This is a genomic window from Solwaraspora sp. WMMB762, assembly GCF_049179115.1.
Taxonomy (GTDB): Bacteria; Actinomycetota; Actinomycetes; order Mycobacteriales; family Micromonosporaceae; genus Micromonospora_E.
The window spans coordinates 219578-239553 of sequence record NZ_JBMHMD010000001.1; the positions used below are offsets into that span (position 1 = coordinate 219578).

A 19976-nucleotide genomic window follows, 5' to 3' on the forward strand; every position below is an offset into this window, starting at 1 on the left:
GGCCGTCCGGCACCCCGCCCGACACCCACCGATCCAGGTGCTGCTCAGCCGGTGCCGTCGTCCGACAGGTGGCAGGCGGCCAGGTGGCCGTCGCCGCGTGCGGTCAGCACCGGATCGTCGACGGCGCACCGGTCGAACGCCGCCGGGCAGCGGGTCCGGAAGTTGCAGCCACTCGGCGGGTCGGCGGGAGACGGCACGGCACCCCGCAGGATGATCCGTTCCCGGGCCCGCTCGGCGACAGGGTCGGGCAGCGGCACCGCGGACAGCAACGCCCGGGTGTAGGGATGCGCCGGCCGGGCGAACAGCGTCGCCCGGTCGGCCACCTCCACGATACGGCCGAGATACATCACCGCGATCCGGTCACTGAGGTGCCCGACCGCGGCCAGGTCGTGGGCGATGAACAGGTACGCCAACCCGAGCTCGTCGCGCAGGTCCTCCAGCAGGTTGATGATCTGCGCCTGGATCGACACGTCGAGCGCGGCGATCGGCTCGTCGGCGACGATCAGATCGGGCTCGCAGGCCAGCGCGCGGGCGATGCCCACCCGCTGGCGCTGCCCGCCGGAGAACTCGTGCGGGTGCCGGTGCGCGTGGTCCGGGTCGAGGCCGACGAGTTCCAGCAGCTCACCGACGCGGTGCCGGCGGGCCCGCGACCCCCGGTGCAGACCGTGCACCGCCAACGGCTCGGCGACGACCGAACCGATCGTCATCCGGGGGTCCAGCGACGCGTACGGATCCTGGAAAATCATCGTGAGGTGCCGGCGCATCGCCCGCAGGTCCCGCCGGCGCAGCGCGGTGACCTCGGTGCCCCGCACGCTGACCCGCCCACCGGTGGGTTCGACCAGTCGCAGCAGGCCCAGCCCGGTGGTGCTCTTGCCGCACCCCGACTCGCCGACCAGCCCCAACGTCTCGCCGGCCGCCACGGTGAAGCTCACCCCGTCGACCGCCCGGACCACCGCATTCTGCCGGCGGCGTAGCCCGCCACCGGCGATCGGGAAGTGCACCCGCAGGTCGGTCACGCTCAACAGCGGCTGCTCAGCCATCTCCACCGTCCGTACCGGTGGCGGTGCCACCGACGACGTCGTAGAAGCAGGCCACGCGGTGGTCCGGGCCGACCGTGCGCAGCGGCGGCACCTCGGTGGCCGCCCGTGGGTCGTGCCGGTAGCCGCAACGTGGATGGAACGCGCAGCCCGGCGGCAGCGCCGTCGGATCCGGCGGCTGGCCGGGGATCGTCGTCAGCCGGCGCGGCCGGTCGGCGCCGACCCGGGGCACCGCCGCCAGCAGCCCCATCGTGTACGGGTGCCGGGGCGCGGCGTACAGCTCGTCCACCGGTGCCTGCTCCAGGATCCGGCCGGCGTACATGACCGCGACCCGGTCGGCGATCCCGGCCACCACCCCCAGATCATGGGTGATCCAGACGACCGCGAGGCCCAGCCGTCGCTGCAGCCCGGCGACCACCTCGAGGATCTGCGCCTGGGTGGTGACATCCAGCGCGGTGGTCGCCTCGTCGGCGAGCAGCACCTTCGGCTCACAGGCCAGCGCCATCGCGATCATGACCCGCTGGCGCATCCCGCCGGAGAACCGGTGCGGGTAGTCGCCGAGCCGGTCCCGGGCGTCCGGCAGCCCGACCTGTTCGAGCAGCTCCACCGCCCGGTCGCGGGCCGCCGCGCCGGTGGCCACGCCGTGCAGCTCAATCGGCTCGACCAGCTGCGACCCGATCGTCTTCACCGGGTTGAGGGAGGTCATCGGGTCCTGGAAGACCATCGCGATCTCGTTGCCACGGATCCGCCGCAGCTGTCGCTCACCGGCGGCCAGCAGGTCCACACCGTCCAGCAGCACCTGCCCGGTGGCGGTGGCCGCCTCGTCGAGCAGGCCGAGGACCGCCAGCGCGCCGACGGACTTGCCGGACCCCGACTCGCCGACGATGGCCAGCGTCTCACCCGGGTGCACGTCGTAGCTGACCCCGTTGACCACCCTCGCCACACCCCGCCGGGTGCCGATGCGCACCGTCAGGTCCCGTACCGACAGCACCGGGTCGCCGGCCATCAGCCCTGCCCCCTCGACTCGATGACCGACCGTTGCCGTGGGTCGAGCGCGTCGCGCAGCCCGTCGCCGACGACGTTGAACGCCAGCACGGTCGCGAAGATGGCCAGGCCGGGGAAGATGCCCATCCATGGTGCCTGACTGACGAAGTCGCGGCCCTCGGCGAGCATCCGTCCCCAGGCCGGATCGGGTCGCTGCACGCCCAGACCCAGGAACGACAGCGCCGCCTCGGCCAGGATCGCGAACGCCAGGCTCAGCGACGTCTGCACGATCACCGGCGCGGCGATGTTCGGCAGCACGTGGCGGAGCAGGATCCGCAGGTCGCCGGCGCCGACGGCACGGGCCGCCCGGACGTACAACTGGGCCGAGACGACGAGCGTCGCGGCCCGCACGATCCGGGCGAAGATCGGCGTGTAGACGATGCCGATGGCGATCATCGCGTTGGTGATGCCCGGCCCGAGGATGGCCAGCACCGCGATCGCCAGCAGGATCGCCGGGAACGCGAACAGCACGTCCATGGTGCGCATCAGCAGCGCGTCCGCCGCGCCGGAGTAGAAGCCGGCGACCAGCCCGATCAGCAGCCCGGCGGTCAGCGAGATGCCCACCGCGACGAACCCGACCTGGAGCGACACCCGGGCTCCGACCAGCACCCGGCTGAGCACGTCGCGGCCGAGATTGTCGGTGCCGAACGGGTGCGCCCACGACGGGCCCGCGAGCCGGCCGGGCACGTCGACCGCGTTCGGGTCGTACGGGGCCAGCCACGGCCCGACCACGGCGACCGCTGCCAGCACGGCCAGCACCAGCAGCCCGGCCAGGGCCAGCCGGTTGCCCAGCAGCAGGAACAGTCGGCGGGTCATCGGCGCCGTACCCGCGGGTCGAGGTAGCCGTACAGCAGGTCCACCAGGAAATTGACCACCAGGAACATCAGCGCGATGGCCAGCACCGCGCCCTGCAGCAGGCTGTAGTCACGCCGGACGACCGCGTCGTACGCCAACCGGCCCAGGCCCGGCCACTCGAAGATCACCTCGACGATCACCACTCCGCCGAGCAGGAAACCGAGCTGCAGGCCGACGGCGGTCACGATGGAGATCCAGGCGTTGGGCAGCACGTGCCGGCGGACCGTCTGCCAGCGGGACAGCCCCTTGGCCCGGGCGGTACGGGCGTAGTCCTGGTGCAGCGCCTCCAGCACCGCCGAGCGGACGAACCGGGTCAGCACCGAACCGGAGATCAGCCCCACGGTCATCGCCGGCAGCACCAGGTGGTGGGCCGCCCGGACCGGGTCGTCCAACGGCGACACGTAACCGGAGGCCGGCAGCCAACCCAGCAGCAGCGCGAAGAGCAGGATGTACATGATCCCGCTCCAGAAGTCCGGCACCGAGATCCACAGCTGGCTGAACCCGGTGGCGATCCGGTCCACCAGTGACCCGGAGCGCACCGCGGAGACGATGCCCAACGGCAGCGCGATCGCCAGCGCGACGGCGAGCGCCGCGCCGGCGAGCAGGCTGGTCGGGCCGAGCCGGGCCAGCAGCAGCCGGGTGACCGGCTCACCGCTGCGGAAGCTGACCCCCAGGTCACCGGTGACCGCGCGGGCCAGCCAGCCGCCGTACTGGGTCAACAGCGGCTGGTCCAGCCCGGCGCGGGCCCGCATCGCCTGGTACAGCTCCTCGTCGAAGCGGGTGCCCAGGGCCAGCCGGATCGGGTCGCCGGGCACCAGCTGGACGATCAGGAAGACCGCGACGCTGACCCCGAGCATCGCGACGACCGTCTGCAGCGCCCGCCACAGTAGGAAACGCGCCATCGCGCCGGCTCAGTCGGTCAACCGTACGGTCCGCAGCCGGGTCTTGCCGTCCGGGTGCATCTCCACGCCGGACACCTGCGGCGCCCAGGCCAGCGTGGCCTGCGGGCTGTACAGGTAGCCGTAGCTGACCTCGTCGATGATCAGCCTGGCCGCCTGGTGGTAGAGGTCGCGCCGTTCGGTGTCCTCGACGCTGGCCCGAGCCTGGTCGAGGTACTGGTCGACCTGCGGGTTGGCGTAGCCGTGGAAGTTGAACGAGCCGGCGGAGTGGTGCTGGGCGTAGTAGGCGTACTCGCCGTCGAGGTTGTTCAGCCAGCCGAGGACGTAGCAGTCGTAGCTGCCGTTGCCCTGCTCGTCGAGCCAGCTGGCGAAGTCGAGGGTACGGATCTCGGCGTTGACGCCGACGTCGCCCCACTGGCTGGCGATCACCTCGGCGGCGGCCAGGGTGTGCGGGTACTCGTTGGTCAGCATCAGGTCGACGGTGAGGTCGGTGACGCCGGCGTCGGCGAGCAGCTCGCGGGCCTGGTCCGGATCGTGGCTGAACGGGGCGTAGTCGGTGGCCCAGAAGTTGCCCGGCGGCATCGCCGACTGCACCGGCGTCGCGGCGTCGAAGAAGGCGGCCTGGGCCACCTGTTCGCGGTCGATGGCGAACGACAGCGCCCGGCGTACGTCGATGTCGTCGAACGGCGGCCGGTCGAAGTTGCAGGTGAAGTACCAGTAGTCGTTGCTGGCCTGCTGGCCGAGCTCGACGTCGGGGTCGTCGCGCAGGGTGGCGATCTCCTGGGCCGGCACGTTGTTGGTCAGGTGCACCGCCCCGGTGCGCAGGTTGGTCAGCGCGGTGGTCGGTTCGGAGACGAACCGGAACTCGACCCGGTCGACGTACGGACCGTCGCCCCAGTAGTCCGGGTTGGCCTCCAGCACGATCCGGTCACCGGGGGTGTAGCTGACGAACCGGAACGGCCCGGTGCCGATCGCGTCGGTGGTCAGCCCGTCGCCGTCGATCAGCTCGGGGGCGACGATCGCCATCCCCTTGAACCCGCCGATGTTGGCCAGCAGGTTGGGGGTCGGCTGGTTGAGGACGAACTCCACCGTACGGTCGTCGACCTCGCGTACCTCGTCGACGGTCTCGAACCGCCAGGCGTTCGCGGCGGTCTCCGCGTCGGTGATCCGTTCGAAGCTGGCGACCACGTCGCTGGCGGTGAACTCCCGCCCGTTGTGCCAGGTGACGCCGTCGCGTAGCTGGAAGGTCCAGGTGAGCAGGTCCTCGCTGACCTCCCACTCGGTGGCCAGCGCGGGTTGGAAGCTCAGGTCGGGGGCCGGCTCCACCAGGGTGTCGTAGACGTTCTCCATTACCAGGAAGGTGGGCGACGCGGTGGAGACGTGCACGTCCAGGCTGTCCGGCTCGCTGGAGATGGCCACCACCAGGGTGCCGTCGGAGCTGGCCGGCCCGTCGTCGGTCTCCAGGGACTCGCCGGCCGAGCAGCCGGCCAGCGCGAGCGCCGCGACGGCGGCGAGGCTCGTCGCGCGTCCGGCCGACCGGGTGGTACGCGCGGATCGCCGCCGGTGCGGGAACGCTGGGGAGGGATTCACCGTCTGTCTCCTACCTCGTTGTCGCCGTTACGGGCTTGACGGGCCGGGTTGCGTCGACGGGATGGTGCACGTCGGGGCTGGTGCACATCGCCAACTGCGTGGTGCCGCCGGATGATGCCGCGACTGGCTGCGGATCGGTGCACCGACCCTAGTCGATCGCCGCAGGGGTCACAACTCGATGACCTCAGGTGACCGTGGTCCGCGACGAGTCGGTCCGCGGTCCGAATGGAACGGTTCAGGCTGTGACAGCTTGCCTTGACACACCAGTGGAGGTATCCATAGCCTTCAGTGGCTTGTATCGTTTCATTGAACCTGTCACGGGTGCCTGAAACCGGCACCGGGCCGGCCGGTCGGCCAGAGCCGCGCCGCCCGTCGACCGAGGAGATTCCGGTATGAACCGTCGTACCCGACGTCGCCGTCCGCACCGTCCAGCCACCGCCGTGGCGTTGCTCGCCACCGTCTGCGCGCTGACCCTCGGCGTACCGGCCGGCGCCGCGCCCGGAGGCGGCCACCCTGACGCCGTCCAACTCGAACATCTCGACCGCGGCCTGGTCGCCGCCGCCACCGACCAGGGCGTCTTCCTCAGCTGGCGACTGCTCGGCCACGAGGTGACCGGCCACGGTGCCACCGGCATGACCGGTGCCGACTTCCACGTCTACCGGGACGGCCGGCGGCTGGCCACCGTCACCGACAGCACCAACTACCTGGACACCGACCCCGCGACCGGCACCAGCTACCAGGTCGCCGCCGTGGTCGACGGCGTCGAGGTCGACCGCAGCGACCCGGTGCACCCGTGGTCGCAGGCCTACCACGACCTGCCGCTGCGTCGGCCCGCCGACGGGGTCACCCCGGCCGGTGAGGCGTACACCTACTCCGCCAACGACATGAGCGTCGGCGACGTCGACGGCGACGGGCGGTACGAGTTCGTCGTCAAGTGGGACCCGTCCAACTCCAAGGACGTCTCCCAGGTCGGCTACACCGGACCGGTCTACCTCGACACGTACCGGCTGGACGGCACCCTGCTGCACCGCATCGACCTCGGGGTCAACATCCGGGCCGGTGCCCACTACACCCAGTTCCTGGTCTACGACTTCGACGGCGACGGCCGCTCGGAGATGATGCTCAAGACCGCCCCCGGCACCAGGACGATCAGCTACCGCCCGGACGGCCGGGTCGCCGACGAACGCTACGTCACCATGCCGGAGTCCGACCGGCGGGCCGGCTACTCGCACCGCGACGACTACCGGATGTCCGCCGCCGACTACCACGACCACCTGGTCGACATGTTCCAGGGCTGGCACGCCCACCCGGAGGTGGTCGCCGGCAACTGGCCGGCCACCCTGGAGGCGGCGTTCGGCATCGACCCGGCGTACGAGTATCCGCTGTCCCGGGCCGACGCGCAGGCCCTCGCCGACCACTTCATCGACGTCTACGCCCCGGCCCGCAGCACTCGCAACAACCTGCGTGCCTTCGAAGGCTTCATCGTCGACGGCCCCGAGTACCTCACCGTGTTCGACGGCGCCACCGGGCGGGAACTGCAGACGATCCGGTACAAGCCCGGCCGGCACGACGACGGCCTGATGTGGGGCGACTACGCGATGTCGCGCATCGAGCCGGGCAACCGGGTCGACCGGTTCCTCGCCGCGGTGGCCTACCTGGACGGCCGCCGGCCGTCGGCGGTCTTCGCCCGCGGCTACTACACCCGCTCCACCCTGGTCGCTTACGGGTGGGACGGGCGCAAGCTCACCGAGCAGTGGTACGTCGACAGCGGCTGGACGCCGATGACCAACCCGTTCGACGACTCGCCGCACGGCCGCGACGGCACCGACGGCGAGTTCGCCACCATCACCACCCAGGGGCAGCACTCGATCAGCGCGGCCGACGTCGACGGCGACGGCCGGCACGAGATCGTCTACGGCGCGGCCACCATCGACGACGACGGCAGCCTGCTGTACAGCGCGTTCGCGCCGCTGCCACCCGACAGCGCGGCACCGGGCACCATGGCCCGGCTCGGCCACGGCGACGCCATGCACGTCACCGACATCGACCCGCGCCGCCCCGGCCTGGAGGCGTACCTGGTCTTCGAGGGCGGGCGGTGGGCGCCGTACGGGCACGGCCTGCTCGACGCCGCTACCGGTGAAGTGATCTTCGGCGGGTACTCCGGAGTGGACACCGGCCGGGGCATGATCGGCGACATCGATCCGCAGCACCCCGGCCACGAGGTGTGGGCGGTCAGCGGACTCGGCCTGCACACCGCCGCCGGCGAGCCGCTCGGCTCGCAGATCCCCGGCACCAACATGAGCATCCGGTGGGCGGCCGACGGCACCACCCAGATCGTCGACGGCGCGATCGACCAGACCCCGACCATCGACGACTGGCGTCGGGGTCGGCTGCTCACCGCCGAGGGCACCCGGACCAACAACTACACCAAGGGAAACCCGGGCCTGGTCGCGGACGTCTTCGGCGACTGGCGGGAGGAACTGCTGCTGCGGACGGTCGACAGCACCGCGATCCGGATCCACCTGAGCACCGAGGTGACCGACCGCAAGATGTACACCCTGATGCACGACCCGCAGTACCGCGCCGAGGTGGCCCGCCAGCAGACCACCTACAACCAGCCGTCGTACCCCGGCTTCTACCTGGCAGCCGACACCGACTTCAGCCAGGTCCCGGTGCCGGACCTCTGGACACCGGGCAGCCTGCCCGCGCTGCGGACCGCGTACGACGGATTCCGGCGCGACGGCGCGATCTCCGGACCGGTCACCCACCGGCTGTCCGCCGCGCTGCACCAGGCGCAGTGGCACCTCGACCGGGGCCGCGCCGACCAGGCGACGCAGGCCGTGCGACGCTTCGTGCACCATCTGGCGCATCCGCACCGGCGCGACCGGGTCGACCCGGCCGCCGCAGCCGCACTGACCCACCAGGCCCGGACCGTCATCGGCATGCTTGGCTGACCACGATCCGACAGACCGGGAGCTGACCTGCGGTGCGCGGCGGGTCGAGCCCGTCGCGCACCGCCGCGGGCGCCTACCGATAGGGTCGTCGGTCGTGGGAAAACTGTGGCAGGGCGTGACCGCGACCGTCGGCCGGCTGGCCGGTCAACGCGTACCGGCGCAACGGCGCCCGACACCGGCCAAGCTGGCCCGGCGCCGGCAGGTGGCCGCGTTGCAGCGGCGGCAACTGTCGTACGCACCCGAGCTGGACGGGCACGCCGATCCCGGCGAGATCGTCTGGACCTGGGTGTCGTACGAGGACGACCCCCGGCAGGGCAAGGACCGTCCGGTCCTGGTGGTGGGCCGGCGCAGCCGCACCCTGTTCGGGCTGATGCTGTCCAGCCAGTCCGACCGCGACGGGCAGCGGCACTGGCTGTCGCTGGGCACCTGGGGCGACGACGGCCGGCCGAGCTGGATCCGGCTCGACCGGGTGCTCACCATGCGGGAGGACAGCATCCGGCGTGAGGGTGCCATCCTCGACCGGGGCCGGTTCGACCGGGTGTGCCAGGCGTTGCGGGCCGGTTACGGCTGGTCCTGACCGGGCCGTCGCCCGCCGGTGCCCGACGACGACGAAGATAGCCGTCGGGCACAGTTCGCCGACACGTCACGGTCGTGTGCCCTGCCCGCCGCCCGGCGGTTGCGATGCTGGCCGGATGGTGACGGCATCATGAGGATCGTTCGGCTGGCGAATTTCATCACCGGCAGCTCCGGTGGGTTACGGACCGCGCTGCGGGAACTCGGCACCGGCTATCTGGCCGCCGGCCATGAGCCGGTGCTGGTGGTGCCGGGGGCGGCCGACGCGGATGAGGACACCGCACAGGGGCGGGTGATCACCATCGCCGGGCCGGCGGTGCCCGGCACCGGCGGCTACCGGGTGCTGCTTGGCCGTTCCCGGGTACGCCGCCTGCTCACCGAGCTCGCCCCGGACCGGCTGGAGGTCTCCGACCGCACCACGCTGCGGTGGACCGGGCAGTGGGCGCGGCGGCACGGCGTACCCGCGTTGATGGTCTCCCACGAGACGCTCGACGGCCTGTTGCGGTTGCCGTTCGGTGTCCGATCCGCCGGCCCGGCGAAGCTGACCGACCGGATCACCGAGCGGATCGCCGACCGGCTCAACGCGGCGACCGCCGCCGGATACGACCGGGTGGTGTGCACCACCGAGTGGGCCGCGCGCGAGTTCACCCGGATCGGGGCGGACAACCTGGCCCGGGTGCCGCTCGGCGTGGATCTCGACCAGTTCCACCCCCGCCGGCACGACGAGGCGGTACGCGAGCAGTACGCGCCCAACGGTGAGCTGCTGGTGCTGCACTGCGCCCGGCTGTCCGCCGAGAAGTGCCCCGAGCGGGTCCTCGCGGCGCTGGCCGCGCTGCGCGATCGGGGCGTACCCGCCGTCGGGGTGATCGTCGGCACCGGCCCTCGTCAGGCGGGTCTGCGCGCACACGCTGTCGAGGCCGGGCTGACCGTGCACTTCGCCAACTACGTCGGCGACCGCGACGAGGTCGCCCGGCTGCTGGCCGGCGCCGACGTGGTGATCGCACCCGGGCCGGTGGAGACCTTTGGGCTGGCTGCCCTGGAAGCCCTGGCCAGCGGCACCCCGGTGGTGGTCGCCGCGGAGAGCGCGCTGCCGGAGGTGATCGGAGACGCCGGGCTGGCGGTGGCCGGCGGCGGGCAGGAGTACGCGGACGCGATCTGCGAACTTGCCGGCCGACCGGTGGCGGCGCGACGCGCGGCGGCCCGCCGCCGGGCGGAGGGCTTTCCCTGGTCGACGGCGGTCGACGGCTTTCTCCGTGCCCACCGGGTCGACGCTGGCGCTGACCAGTTCGCTGACGCTGACCGGATTGCCCGTGCTGCTCGCTCCGGGTCCGAGTCCGGTTCCGCGTACGACAGCGCCGGGCGTGGGCATCGATCTGCCCGCGCCCGGCGTTGACTGGCGGATCAGGTGGTCAGCACCTGACCCAGTCCAGGTTGAACAGTGTGTCGACGTTGCCTTCGGTCGTGGTCATCGACATGCTGGCCTGGCCGCTGGAGGTACCGGCGTCCACTCGCAGTTCGGTGTTGATGTTCAGCACCCGCTGCTGCCCACAGGGGACGTACACCAGCACTGGTGCGTGGTCAGCAGTGGCCCAGAAGCCGTTGTACGGTCCGCCGAACGTGGCGTCGGTACGGCTGTTGTCGGACGAGCCCTGCCAGTAGTAGTTCGTTCGTTGCCGGCCGGTCGCTCCACTGGGAATCCGGGCCCGACCCCGGTAGTCCGCGGTGGCGACCGCGAAGGTCCAGCCCGCCGGCACCTTGACGAGCACACCGAGTTGGCAGTTCTTCCGGCTGTCCGTCGGGTCGGCCCCGTCACCGACGGTGGCGAGGAAGTCGTAGTAGCGGATCCGGAAGCCGGTGTTGTCGGGGTTGGCAACGACCCTGGCCGTGCCGGGCGCGCAGCCTGAACCACTGGCGGCCACCACCTCCACGGTGATGTCGCTGTCCGGCACGGCGCTCGACGTCGCCGGGGAGGCATGGACCGGAGCGGTCAGAGTCAGCGCGAGAACTGTGCCGAGTGCGGCGGACATTCCGTGTCTCGCGCCGGTGAGGCTTCTTTTCATTCCGTTCCCCTCGGGGCTCAGGTTATGACGGCTGGGGCACACACGACTTTGCGGAACAACCGCGCCGTGGATCTTTGTCTGCTGGGCCCTTTGGATCATGGGAGATTGGGTCCAGAGTGTTTCGGCGGGGCGTCCTGCGAAAGGATGATAGCGACGAACATCGATTCATGCAAGTATCTGCCAGGGTCGATATGTTGATATTGATTCTGCCCAGGTCGTATGTCGTGTGCCCGTTTCGGCGGGATCAACTAGCTGGTCATTGGAGGCAATTGGGTCAACCTCTTGTCATGGTATAGGCGATTTGCGCGGTTGGTGCGGCCGCCGTCTGCTCTGCCGGCTGGGTTGGGATGGTCGGCGGCGAGGTGGCGTGTGATCAATTTACAAAACCCCTGTGGCAATTAAATTTACGTTGACAAGCATCAATGTCTGTACGTAGATTGTTGCGCACGCATCGTCGCATCACACATCGGAGGAGGTTTCATGCGCAAACTGCTGACGCGTGGCGGCGTGGTGCTTGCGTTGCTCGCCTCATCGTTGATCTCGGGCGCATCCGCGTCTGCCAAGGGGATCCTGGATGACCCACCGGATGACCAGGTTGTGATCGATCTGGTCGCGATGGCGGGTTCTGGTTGTCGGCCAGGTACGGCCGACGTCGCCGTCTCGCCGGACAACACCGCCTTCACCACCATCTACAGCGACTACCTGGTGCAGGCGGGTCCGGGTATCTCAGTCACCGAAGGTCGCCGGAACTGTCAGCTCAACGTGCTGGTGCACGCGCCGGCGGGCTACACCTTCGCGATCGTGAAGGTGGACTACCGCGGCTACGGGCTGCTCAGCCCGGGTGCCATCGCCACGCAACGGGCCAACTACTACTTCCAGGGAATGACTCAGGGCACCTTCAGCAGCCATCCGATTCCGGCTCCGCTGGACGACAACTGGATGGTGAGCGACGAGGTGCCGATCGCCTCCGTGGTCTGGCATCCGTGTGGCGAGATCCGCAACCTCAACATCAACACCGAGTTGCGCCTGAGCAAGGGATCGTCGACGGACGTTAGCTTTCTGACCATGGACTCGACGGACGGCAGCATCGAGACGATGTACCACCTGGCCTGGCAGCCCTGCCCGTGAACTGACTGACCCCCGTACCCGATGACAGAGGGTGGCCGGTGCGACCGGCCACCCTCGACCGGTTACGCCGGCGGGCGCCTACCCGGCGACGACCGCCGGTGTCCGGCGCGCAACGTGGACACCGGGTCCCAGCCGGGCGGCGACCCGGGCCAGGGCCCGGTCACCGGGCCGGGCGGCTACGTGGAAGTGCGAGGCCGTCGCCGGCGACAGGTCACCGCCCCAGACCAGGGTGCCTTCGCAGTCGGCGAGTATGTCCCGTACGACTGCCTCCTGGTGCGGCCACAGCGACTCACTACCGCCCAGCGGATAGGCGGTCGGGTGCAGGGCGATCGCGGTGCCGGAGAGGTAGTTGGAGTCGACGGCGGTGCGCACCACGCGGTCGGCAGCGTAGCCGGCGACGCCGCCGCCTTCGCCGGTGTCGACCGGGCCGATCTCGTAGTGCCAGCGGCGGGCGACGTGCAGCAGCACCCCCGCGGCGGGACCTCGGCGCAGCGCTACCGAGACGGTGGAACCCTCGATCCGGTGGACAGCGATGGCGGCCGGATCGATCCGCCAGCCGTTTGCGGACACCTCGTGGATTTCGTTCCGCGCCTCGGCAACCTCGGCCGCGTGGGCGGCGTCAGCGGGCGTCAGGGCGAGCACGCCGGTGCCGACGGCGCCGCCGAGCAGGACACGTCTGCTGATCATCTCGGGCTCCTCACTCACTGGCCGGGAACGAGCGCGACTCACTGGCCGGAAACGAGCGCGGCGACCCCGGGATCGGCTCCGTCCCGCCATACGTCGTGGTCCAGTCCCCAGCCGGACGCGAACTCGTACTCCCGGATCTGGTTGAACGCCCAGTTCGCCGGCAGCGGGAAGCCGAGGTTGCCGGAGTAGCCCCAGGACATCCCGGAAACCAGCGACCACCGTGCGCCGACCTCCTGGGAGACACGGCTGCACACGTTGCGCGAGCCGTAGACTCCGAAGTGGTAGCGGTCGCCCATCTCGGCGAGCGCCGATTTCACCCCGTGGAAGTACGGCTTGATCCCGCCGTCGATGTCGACGTCCAGGGCGTCGAAGTCGACCGCGAAGTAGATGCAGGTACCGGCGGGGATCCGGTGCTCGACGGCCTTCTGATGGGCGATCCGGCCCTGGTCGTACCCTTTGGGGTAGGTGAAGTTGCCCAGCTGGGTGCCGTTGTACTGGAAGATCGGGAAGAATCGCAGCCCGGCGTCGAGGATGGTCTGCGGTTCACCGGGCTTGAGCGCCTTGTTTAGAAAGTACGGGTCCGACGGCGGCAGATGCTCGTCGAGGTAGCGCCCGACGATCCGGTAGCCGGCCGCGACGAGCTGCGCGCCACGGGCTGCGGTGATCTCGGTGATGCAGTCGCAGCCGGTGGCGGGCCGGCCGGTGTCGCCGCAGGAGACGAGCAGCTGGGCCCAGGTGGTGTAGTCGTTGGTGCCGCTCTCGGGGATCTGCGAGAAACGCTGGAAGGCGCGCAGCCACGCCAGGTGGGTGGCGGTCTCCACATCGGTGTCGATGTCCTGCGGGTGGTACGCCAGCGGCAGCTGTGGATCGCCCGGCAGCAAGGTCGGCGAGTTGACGTAGCACGCCGACCGAAACAGGTGCCGCAGATCGCCGGTGAGCCGGCCGGAGCCGACCCCACGCAGCCCGGCCTGGGTGCCCGGCCCGAAGTTGCCGTTGATCGAGCCCAGCGGGATGCCGACCTCGTACTGGATGGCCATCATCAGCCCTTGCTGCACGTCCCTGGAGTAGATCCCGTCGCAGGGCACCAGACTCATCGCGGGGATGCCGATGCCGGCCACGTAGCGCGAGTTCAACCGCTGCTGGATGCCCCGGACGGTGCTGTCACCCTGCGGCACCAGGCGGAACTGGTCCATCCGCAGCATCGCCCGCGCGACGTGCGGCCACATCGCCCGCCGGGCCGACAGATCGGCGTACGACAGCCCGGCGTCGACGTAGAGCTGACTGAACGAGTCCTCCGAGTCGGCGGTCCAGACTCCCTGATCAGTGGCGGCCCAGTAGCCCTTGCACCACAGCGCGGCGTTGTAGATGCGGACCAGGTTGGTGTTGGTCTCCTCGGCTGGCAGCCGGTTACGCGTGCGGACCGCGGCGAGGGTGCCAGGCCCGAAGTTCTGCACCGTCGGCGAGATGCCGAGCTCGTACTGCAGCCCCTGGGTCAGCGAGAGTACGGTCGGCCAGCCGGTGCGCCCGTCCTCCGGACAGCTGAGGTATCCCGGCGCACCGGCGTAGGTGGCGTTGACCCACTGCTGGGCCGCGAGTACGTGGCTGTCCGCCAGGCTGGTCCGTGGCAGGCCGGAATCGATCATTTCAGACATCCCCCGTGCTGTCGTCCGATGATGTGGACGATACGGCCCACCAGACCGGGTTGTAAATTGTCTGTCGTCGATCAACATTCTGGCCGGGGTCGGTCTTGACCTGGTCGATGGTGTGCCCAGCGGGTCCCGTCCGGACATGGCGAGGCCCGGAGAGCTGTCCTGTCTCCGGGCCTCTGGGCTGCCGCCCATTTGCTGTCGCCAGTACCTTTAAAAGGGACAGATCACTCTTTATGACGCCGGGTTTTGCCCTTAAACTACCGCGCCGCGGTGGAGGCGCGAGCTGGAATCGAACCAGCATCCAGCTGTCCCTGTCCGTCCCTCCTCGACCTGACGACCGGCGGCGAATGCTGAGCGTGGAGCGAGAGCCTGAGTGTGTGGCGGCTGCCTCTACCAGTTGGGCCACCCCGGTGTGGCTGGTACCGGGGGCGGGACTCGAACCCGCACTGGGACCGCTTCGTCAGATTCGTCGTCAGCTTCAGCTTGGTGCTCCTCCGCCGTCAGCCGGTGCGAACCCGGCTGACGGCCACCCCGGGGCTCAGTCCGGGGAGACTGTGATCGTATCCACCGGCAGGTGGTCTGCGACTACCCGAACAGGTAGCCGAAGACCGCGTCGCCGATGCGCTGGTCGGTGACCTCGACGCCGTTGGCCTCCTCGCGGGCGAACTTGACCGCGGTCTGCAGCGCCGCGATCCGGTCCAGCAACTCGTTTACCCGCCGGGCCGGCAGCGCACCGGAGAACTTCACCGTCGTCCAGTAGCCGACCGGTACGTCCTCGTAGTAGACCTCGACCTGCGCCGGGTGTTTGTCGGTCGCCTCGGCCTTGACATGGTTGCGGGGCACCTTCTTCGTCTTGACCGTACGCACCGGATCGGTACGCCAGGAGTCGGTCGACTCGTCGCGGCTCCACGACTCGGCCGCGTCCAGCACCGGCAGCTTCTTGACGAAGGTGTGCAGGTCGACCAGCTGCTTCTCCAGGAACAGCAGGTACGACACCGGTGCGGCGGTGACCAGGGTCCGGCCGTCGACCACGACATCGGCGGTGGCCCGGGTGTTCGCCCAGTCCTTGGTCGCGGTCACGTCGAACAGCCGGGTCAGCGTCTTCGCCACGTCCCGCAGCACCTGCTCGGCGTGCACCTGCACCCGGGTCGACTCGGGCGGGAGCTGCTCACCCTCCTCGTCCTTCGGCTGGTAGGTGCGGGAGATGCCGGACAGCAGCGGCTGCTTCTGCACCGCGTGGTGCGCCTCGGTCAACTCCGCGAAGGACTTGCTCTTGACGCCCTTCTCCACCGCGATGATCTGGTTCAGCTTGGTCACGGCGATCATGCTCGCAGACGACGTCAACCCGGCCGGACGGATTAACTCCGTCCGGGCCGGGCCGAACCGGTGATTGTATCGATCATTGTCGCGTGCCACAATTCGCCTCAGCCGCACCGGGAGCCAACGCGAGCGGCTCGTTTCAGACCGAGGGGACCGCCGGGGGTGACCACCATCCGGCGCCGGGCACTCCTCTCCCCAGCCCACCACGTCGACCGTCCTCGACCGTGCGCCCGCACCGTCCGAGGCAGATCCGGTCGCAAGCCGGTTCAGACCGACACTCCGGCCCGTGGTGGCAGCCCTGCGGATCTGTAGGAGAACGCGATGCCATCCGTCCCGAGACGCACCGTACGCCGTAATCTGCTGGCCGTCGGCGGCGCTACCGCACTGGTCGCCGCAGCCCTGATCGTCCCCACCACCGCCGCCCACGCCGCGGTGGTCTGCAACGTCACCTATCAGGCGAACACCTGGAACGAAGGCTCCGGCGCCGGCGGATTCACCGCCAACATCACCATCAACAATCGGCAGGATCCGGTCAACGGCTGGAGTCTGCGCTTCACCCTGCCGTCCGGTCAGACCCTGACCCAGGGCTGGTCGGCGAACTGGAGCGGCAGCTCCGGCGCGATCACCGCGACCAACGCCTCGTGGAACGGCAACCTGGGTACCGGGGCGTCCACCTCGATCGGCTTCAACGGGCGGTGGACCGGCAGCTACTCCAGCCCTACCGCGTTCACCTTGAACGGGGTGGCGTGCAACGGTGGCACCGGCCCGACGACTCCGCCGCCGGTCACCACCGTGCCGCCGCCGGTCACCACGGCACCTCCGCCGGTCACGACAGCGCCCCCACCGGTCACCACGCCACCACCGACGGGTGGGCCGCGGGTGGACAACCCGTACGTGGGTGCGGACGTGTACGTGAACCCGATCTGGAGTGCGAACGCGGCGGCTGAGCCGGGTGGTAGCCGGATCGCGGACGAGCCGACGGGTGTGTGGCTGGACCGTACGAGTGCGATCTACGGCAACAACAGCCCGACGACCGGTGACATGGGTCTGGCTGACCATCTGGACGAGGCGGTCCGGCAGGACGCGGCGAACGGTAGTCGTCCGTTGGTGTTCCAGGTGGTGATCTACAACCTGCCGGGTCGGGACTGCGCGGCGTTGGCGTCCAACGGTGAGTTGGGTCCGGACGAGATCGACGCGTACCGGGACGACTACATTGATCCGATCGCGGAGATCGTGGGTCGGGCGGAGTACCGGAATCTGCGGATCGTGGCGGTGATCGAGATCGACTCGCTGCCGAACCTGGTGACGAATGTGGGTTCGCGGGCGACGGCGACGCCTGAGTGTGACGTGATGTTGGCGAACGGCAACTACGTGACGGGTGTCGGTTACGCGATTTCGCAGTTGGCGGATGTGCCGAACGTGTACAACTACATCGACGCCGGGCACCACGGTTGGATCGGCTGGGAGGACAACTTCGGGCCGACGGCGCAGCTCATCGCGCAGGCGGCGAACGCGTCGGGTGCGTCGCCGTCGGATGTGCACGGGTTCATCACGAACACGGCGAACTACTCGGCGTTGGAGGAGCCGTACATCACGGTGGACTCGACGACGCGTCCGTCGACGTGGATCGACTGGAACAACTACAACGACGAGTTGTCGTTCGCGCAGGCGTTCCGGCAGCGGTTGGTGCAGGCCGGGTTCCCGTCGGGTGTGGGTATGTTGATCGACACGTCGCGTAACGGTTGGGGCGGTCCGGACCGTCCGACCGGTCCGAGCAGCGCCGGTGATGTGGACACCCGGGTGGACGAGTCGCGGATCGACCGGCGGTTCCAGAAGGGGAACTGGTGTAACCAGTCGGGTGCGGGTCTGGGTGAGCGTCCGACGGCGGCGCCCGCTTCGGGTATCGACGCGTACGTGTGGATCAAGCCGCCGGGTGAGTCGGACGGTTCGAGCTCGGAGATCCCGAACGACGAGGGTAAGGGTTTCGACCGGATGTGTGACCCGACGTACACGGGTAACCCGCGGAACAACAACAACATGAGTGGTGCCCTGCCGGACGCGCCGGTTTCCGGGCACTGGTTCTCGGCTCAGTTCCAGGAGCTGATGGCGAACGCGTACCCGCCGCTGTGACCTGACCTGACGCCCCGGGCGTCGGCCGCCGTCGTCCTGACGGCGGCCGACGCCCGGCCAGAGCGAAGGAGTTCCTTGATGCTGTACCGGATCGGTGCCCTGCTCGCCGCCTCGATCGTGACCGTCGCGGGCTGGGCCGGCCCGGCGCAGGCCGAGCCCTGGCCCGCGACCGTTTCCACCCCGACAGCGACCCCGGCGTGCCCGCCCGCACTGCCGCTGACGGGCTTGGTCGCCGGCGTGACCCAGACCAGTGTGACCGTGAGCTACCGGAATGCGGGCCAGTGCTCCGGCCTCCAGGCCCGGGGGTGAAGGCCCACGCTGGGAGGGCCGCCAGGGCCCGAGCAGTGCTCTAACCTGGCCGGTTTTCCTGCTCGATGTACTGCGTCACGATGCTTGGTGGCGCGCCGCCGACGGAGCCGGCGAAGTACGAGCCCGACCAGAGCTTGTTGGCCCGGTAGTAGTGGCGTGCGAGGTCGGGAAACTCCTGCCGCGGGCGGCGCGACGAGACGCCCTTGAGTGAGTTGACCAGGCGGGCCACGGCGACTTTGGGTGGGTGGTCGACCAGCAGGTAGACATGGTTGTGGCCGCCGTTGAACTCGACCAGCTCGGCCTCGAAGTCGCGGCACACGTCCCGCATGATCTGTTCCATGCGGGTCAGGTGCCGGGCGGCGAACACCGTGTGCCGGAACTTCGTCACGAAACCAAATGAACATGCATCGCGAAAACACAGTGCCTGCCGGTATGGATACCCTCAAATTCCGCCATAGACCAACATGATATTGTGTGGTTCGTGCAGCTCCGGTACCAGTTCCGGGTCTACCCGACACCCGGCCAGCAGATCGCGCTGGCCCGGGCGTTCGGATGCGCCCGGGTGGTGTTCAACGACGGGCTGCGCCTCCGGCAGACCGCCCACGAGCAGGGCCTGCCGTACATCTCGGACGCCGAACTGTCGAAGCGGGTCATCACGCGGGCCAAGACGACCCCGGAACGGGCGTGGCTGGGCGAGGTGTCGGCGGTGGTGTTGCAGCAGGCCCTCGCGGACCTCAACACCGCCTACCGCAACTTCTTCCACTCCGTGTCGGGCAGGCGTAAAGGCCGCCAGGTCGCACCGCCGAGGTTCCGGTCCCGCAAGGACAACCGGCAGGCCATCCGCTTCACCCGTAACTCCCGGTTCACGGTCCTGGACAACGGTCGTCTGCGGCTGCCGAAGATCGGCGACCTCACGGTCCGCTGGTCCCGGATACTGCCGTCGGACCCGTCGTCCGTGACGGTCATCCGGGACGCCGCCGGAAGGTATTTCGCCTCGTTCGTCGTGCGGGCCACGGACGAGCCGCTGCCCGAGGTGGACGCCGAGGTGGGGATCGATCTGGGGCTGACGCACTTCGCGGTCATGTCCGACGGCACGAAGGTCGCCGCACCCAGGTTCCTGCGCCGCGCGGCCCGCAAGCTCAAACGGCTGCAACAGGCCCTGTCCCGCAAACAGCGGGGCAGCAACCGCCGTAGGAAGGCCGTCGTGAAGGTCGCCAGGGCACACGCCCGGGTGGCCGACACCCGGCGGGACTGGCAGCACAAGCTGTCCACGACGATCATCCGCGAGAATCAAGCGGTGTACGTCGAGGACCTGTGTGTCGTCGGTCTCGGCCGCACGAGGCTCGCCAAGTCCGTCCACGACGCCGGATGGTCGTCGTTCGTCGCCATGCTGGAGTACAAGGCGGCGAGATACGGACGCACGTTCGCCCGGGTGGACCGGTGGCTCCCGTCCACCCGGATGTGCTCGGACTGCGGCCGGATCAACGAGAAGATGGCGTTGAACGTCCGGTCGTGGGTCTGTCCGTGCGGCAGTCACCACGACCGGGATGTCAACGCCGCGATCAACATCAAGGCCGCCGGGCAGGCGGACTTCAACGACCGTGGAGCGCGGGTAGGACCGGGACCCGTCCCGGCACCGCGCGGTGAAACGGTAACCCACCAGAACGCCGCGCGTGTCACGCGCGGCGTGGCTGGAATCGCCGCCGTTTAGGGCGGCGAGGATGTCAACTTCCGCCGGTCA

At 69.6% G+C, this 19976-nt stretch carries 16 protein-coding genes and 1 pseudogene; 7 read left to right on the forward strand and 10 right to left on the reverse strand.

What is annotated here, in order from left to right; translation table 11 throughout:
• Nucleotides 1-44 precede the first annotated feature (44 nt).
• The 5 genes from ACN27J_RS01030 to ACN27J_RS01050 are packed head-to-tail and all read right to left on the reverse strand — an operon-like array spanning nucleotide 45 to nucleotide 5425.
• Nucleotides 45-1040 carry an ABC transporter ATP-binding protein gene (locus tag ACN27J_RS01030; RefSeq protein ID WP_421362449.1) on the reverse strand — a complete coding sequence of 332 codons (996 nt, stop codon included), beginning with the start codon at nucleotides 1038-1040 and terminating at the stop codon, nucleotides 45-47.
• Nucleotides 1033-2043: an ABC transporter ATP-binding protein gene (locus ACN27J_RS01035; RefSeq protein ID WP_421362451.1), complete on the reverse strand. Its 1011-nt coding sequence runs from the start codon at nucleotides 2041-2043 to the stop codon at nucleotides 1033-1035. The genes ACN27J_RS01030 and ACN27J_RS01035 overlap by 8 nt, the downstream gene beginning before the upstream one ends.
• Nucleotides 2043-2897, reverse strand: coding sequence for an ABC transporter permease (locus ACN27J_RS01040; protein WP_421362454.1), 855 nt, complete (start codon nucleotides 2895-2897; stop codon nucleotides 2043-2045). Before ACN27J_RS01040 ends, ACN27J_RS01035 begins: the two co-directional genes overlap by 1 nt.
• On the reverse strand, nucleotides 2894-3838 hold the full coding sequence (locus ACN27J_RS01045) for an ABC transporter permease (RefSeq protein ID WP_278168383.1): 945 nt from the start codon (nucleotides 3836-3838) through the stop codon (nucleotides 2894-2896). The genes ACN27J_RS01040 and ACN27J_RS01045 overlap by 4 nt, the downstream gene beginning before the upstream one ends.
• A gap of 9 nt (nucleotides 3839-3847) precedes the next feature.
• Nucleotides 3848-5425, reverse strand: a complete 1578-nt coding sequence (locus ACN27J_RS01050; RefSeq protein ID WP_421362457.1) for an ABC transporter substrate-binding protein — start codon at nucleotides 5423-5425, stop codon at nucleotides 3848-3850.
• A 392-nt stretch (nucleotides 5426-5817) separates the two neighbouring features.
• Between ACN27J_RS01050 and ACN27J_RS01055 the strand changes: the two genes are divergently transcribed.
• The 3 genes from ACN27J_RS01055 to ACN27J_RS01065 all read left to right on the forward strand — a co-directional run bounded on the left by ACN27J_RS01055 (nucleotide 5818) and on the right by ACN27J_RS01065 (nucleotide 10345).
• Entirely contained in the window at nucleotides 5818-8379 is a 2562-nt protein-coding gene (locus ACN27J_RS01055) for a rhamnogalacturonan lyase (RefSeq protein ID WP_421362460.1), read from the forward strand.
• A gap of 94 nt (nucleotides 8380-8473) precedes the next feature.
• On the forward strand, nucleotides 8474-8956 hold the full coding sequence (locus ACN27J_RS01060; RefSeq protein WP_421362462.1) for a type II toxin-antitoxin system PemK/MazF family toxin: 483 nt from the start codon (nucleotides 8474-8476) through the stop codon (nucleotides 8954-8956).
• 129 nt (nucleotides 8957-9085) lie between these two features.
• The gene (locus tag ACN27J_RS01065) at nucleotides 9086-10345 is read left to right on the forward strand and encodes a glycosyltransferase (protein WP_421362465.1); all 1260 of its coding nucleotides are present in this window, start codon (nucleotides 9086-9088) and stop codon (nucleotides 10343-10345) included.
• A gap of 16 nt (nucleotides 10346-10361) precedes the next feature.
• On the opposite strand, the gene ACN27J_RS01070 is transcribed toward ACN27J_RS01065, so the two are convergent.
• Entirely contained in the window at nucleotides 10362-10979 is a 618-nt protein-coding gene (locus ACN27J_RS01070; protein WP_421362468.1) for a DUF4360 domain-containing protein, read from the reverse strand.
• A gap of 513 nt (nucleotides 10980-11492) precedes the next feature.
• On the opposite strand from ACN27J_RS01070, the gene ACN27J_RS01075 reads away from it, so the two are divergent.
• Nucleotides 11493-12140, forward strand: a complete 648-nt coding sequence (locus tag ACN27J_RS01075) for a DUF4360 domain-containing protein (protein ID WP_421362471.1) — start codon at nucleotides 11493-11495, stop codon at nucleotides 12138-12140.
• A gap of 78 nt (nucleotides 12141-12218) precedes the next feature.
• Here the strand turns inward: ACN27J_RS01075 and ACN27J_RS01080 are convergent, their stop codons facing one another.
• The 3 genes from ACN27J_RS01080 to ACN27J_RS01090 form a co-directional block, all read right to left on the reverse strand.
• Nucleotides 12219-12827 (reverse strand): hypothetical protein, encoded by a 609-nt coding sequence (locus ACN27J_RS01080; protein WP_421362473.1) that lies wholly within the window; start codon nucleotides 12825-12827, stop codon nucleotides 12219-12221.
• A gap of 38 nt (nucleotides 12828-12865) precedes the next feature.
• Complete coding sequence (locus ACN27J_RS01085; protein WP_421362476.1) at nucleotides 12866-14470, reverse strand: glycoside hydrolase domain-containing protein; 1605 nt, start codon at nucleotides 14468-14470, stop codon at nucleotides 12866-12868.
• 591 nt (nucleotides 14471-15061) lie between these two features.
• Nucleotides 15062-15793 carry a hypothetical protein gene (locus tag ACN27J_RS01090; protein WP_421362478.1) on the reverse strand — a complete coding sequence of 244 codons (732 nt, stop codon included), beginning with the start codon at nucleotides 15791-15793 and terminating at the stop codon, nucleotides 15062-15064.
• 324 nt (nucleotides 15794-16117) lie between these two features.
• Here ACN27J_RS01090 and ACN27J_RS01095 point away from each other — a divergent pair, with 324 nt between their 5' ends.
• Together ACN27J_RS01095 and ACN27J_RS01100 are read left to right on the forward strand one after the other, a co-directional pair.
• Nucleotides 16118-17926 (forward strand): glycoside hydrolase family 6 protein, encoded by a 1809-nt coding sequence (locus ACN27J_RS01095; RefSeq protein ID WP_421362480.1) that lies wholly within the window; start codon nucleotides 16118-16120, stop codon nucleotides 17924-17926.
• 78 nt (nucleotides 17927-18004) lie between these two features.
• Nucleotides 18005-18235 (forward strand): hypothetical protein, encoded by a 231-nt coding sequence (locus ACN27J_RS01100; protein ID WP_421362483.1) that lies wholly within the window; start codon nucleotides 18005-18007, stop codon nucleotides 18233-18235.
• A gap of 40 nt (nucleotides 18236-18275) precedes the next feature.
• Here the strand turns inward: ACN27J_RS01100 and tnpA are convergent.
• Nucleotides 18276-18691, reverse strand: a pseudogene (tnpA, locus tag ACN27J_RS01105) (IS200/IS605 family transposase).
• A gap of 25 nt (nucleotides 18692-18716) precedes the next feature.
• On the opposite strand from tnpA, the gene ACN27J_RS01110 reads away from it, so the two are divergent.
• The gene (locus ACN27J_RS01110) at nucleotides 18717-19946 is read left to right on the forward strand and encodes an RNA-guided endonuclease InsQ/TnpB family protein (protein WP_421362486.1); all 1230 of its coding nucleotides are present in this window, start codon (nucleotides 18717-18719) and stop codon (nucleotides 19944-19946) included.
• The last annotated feature ends 30 nt before the right edge of the window (nucleotides 19947-19976 follow it).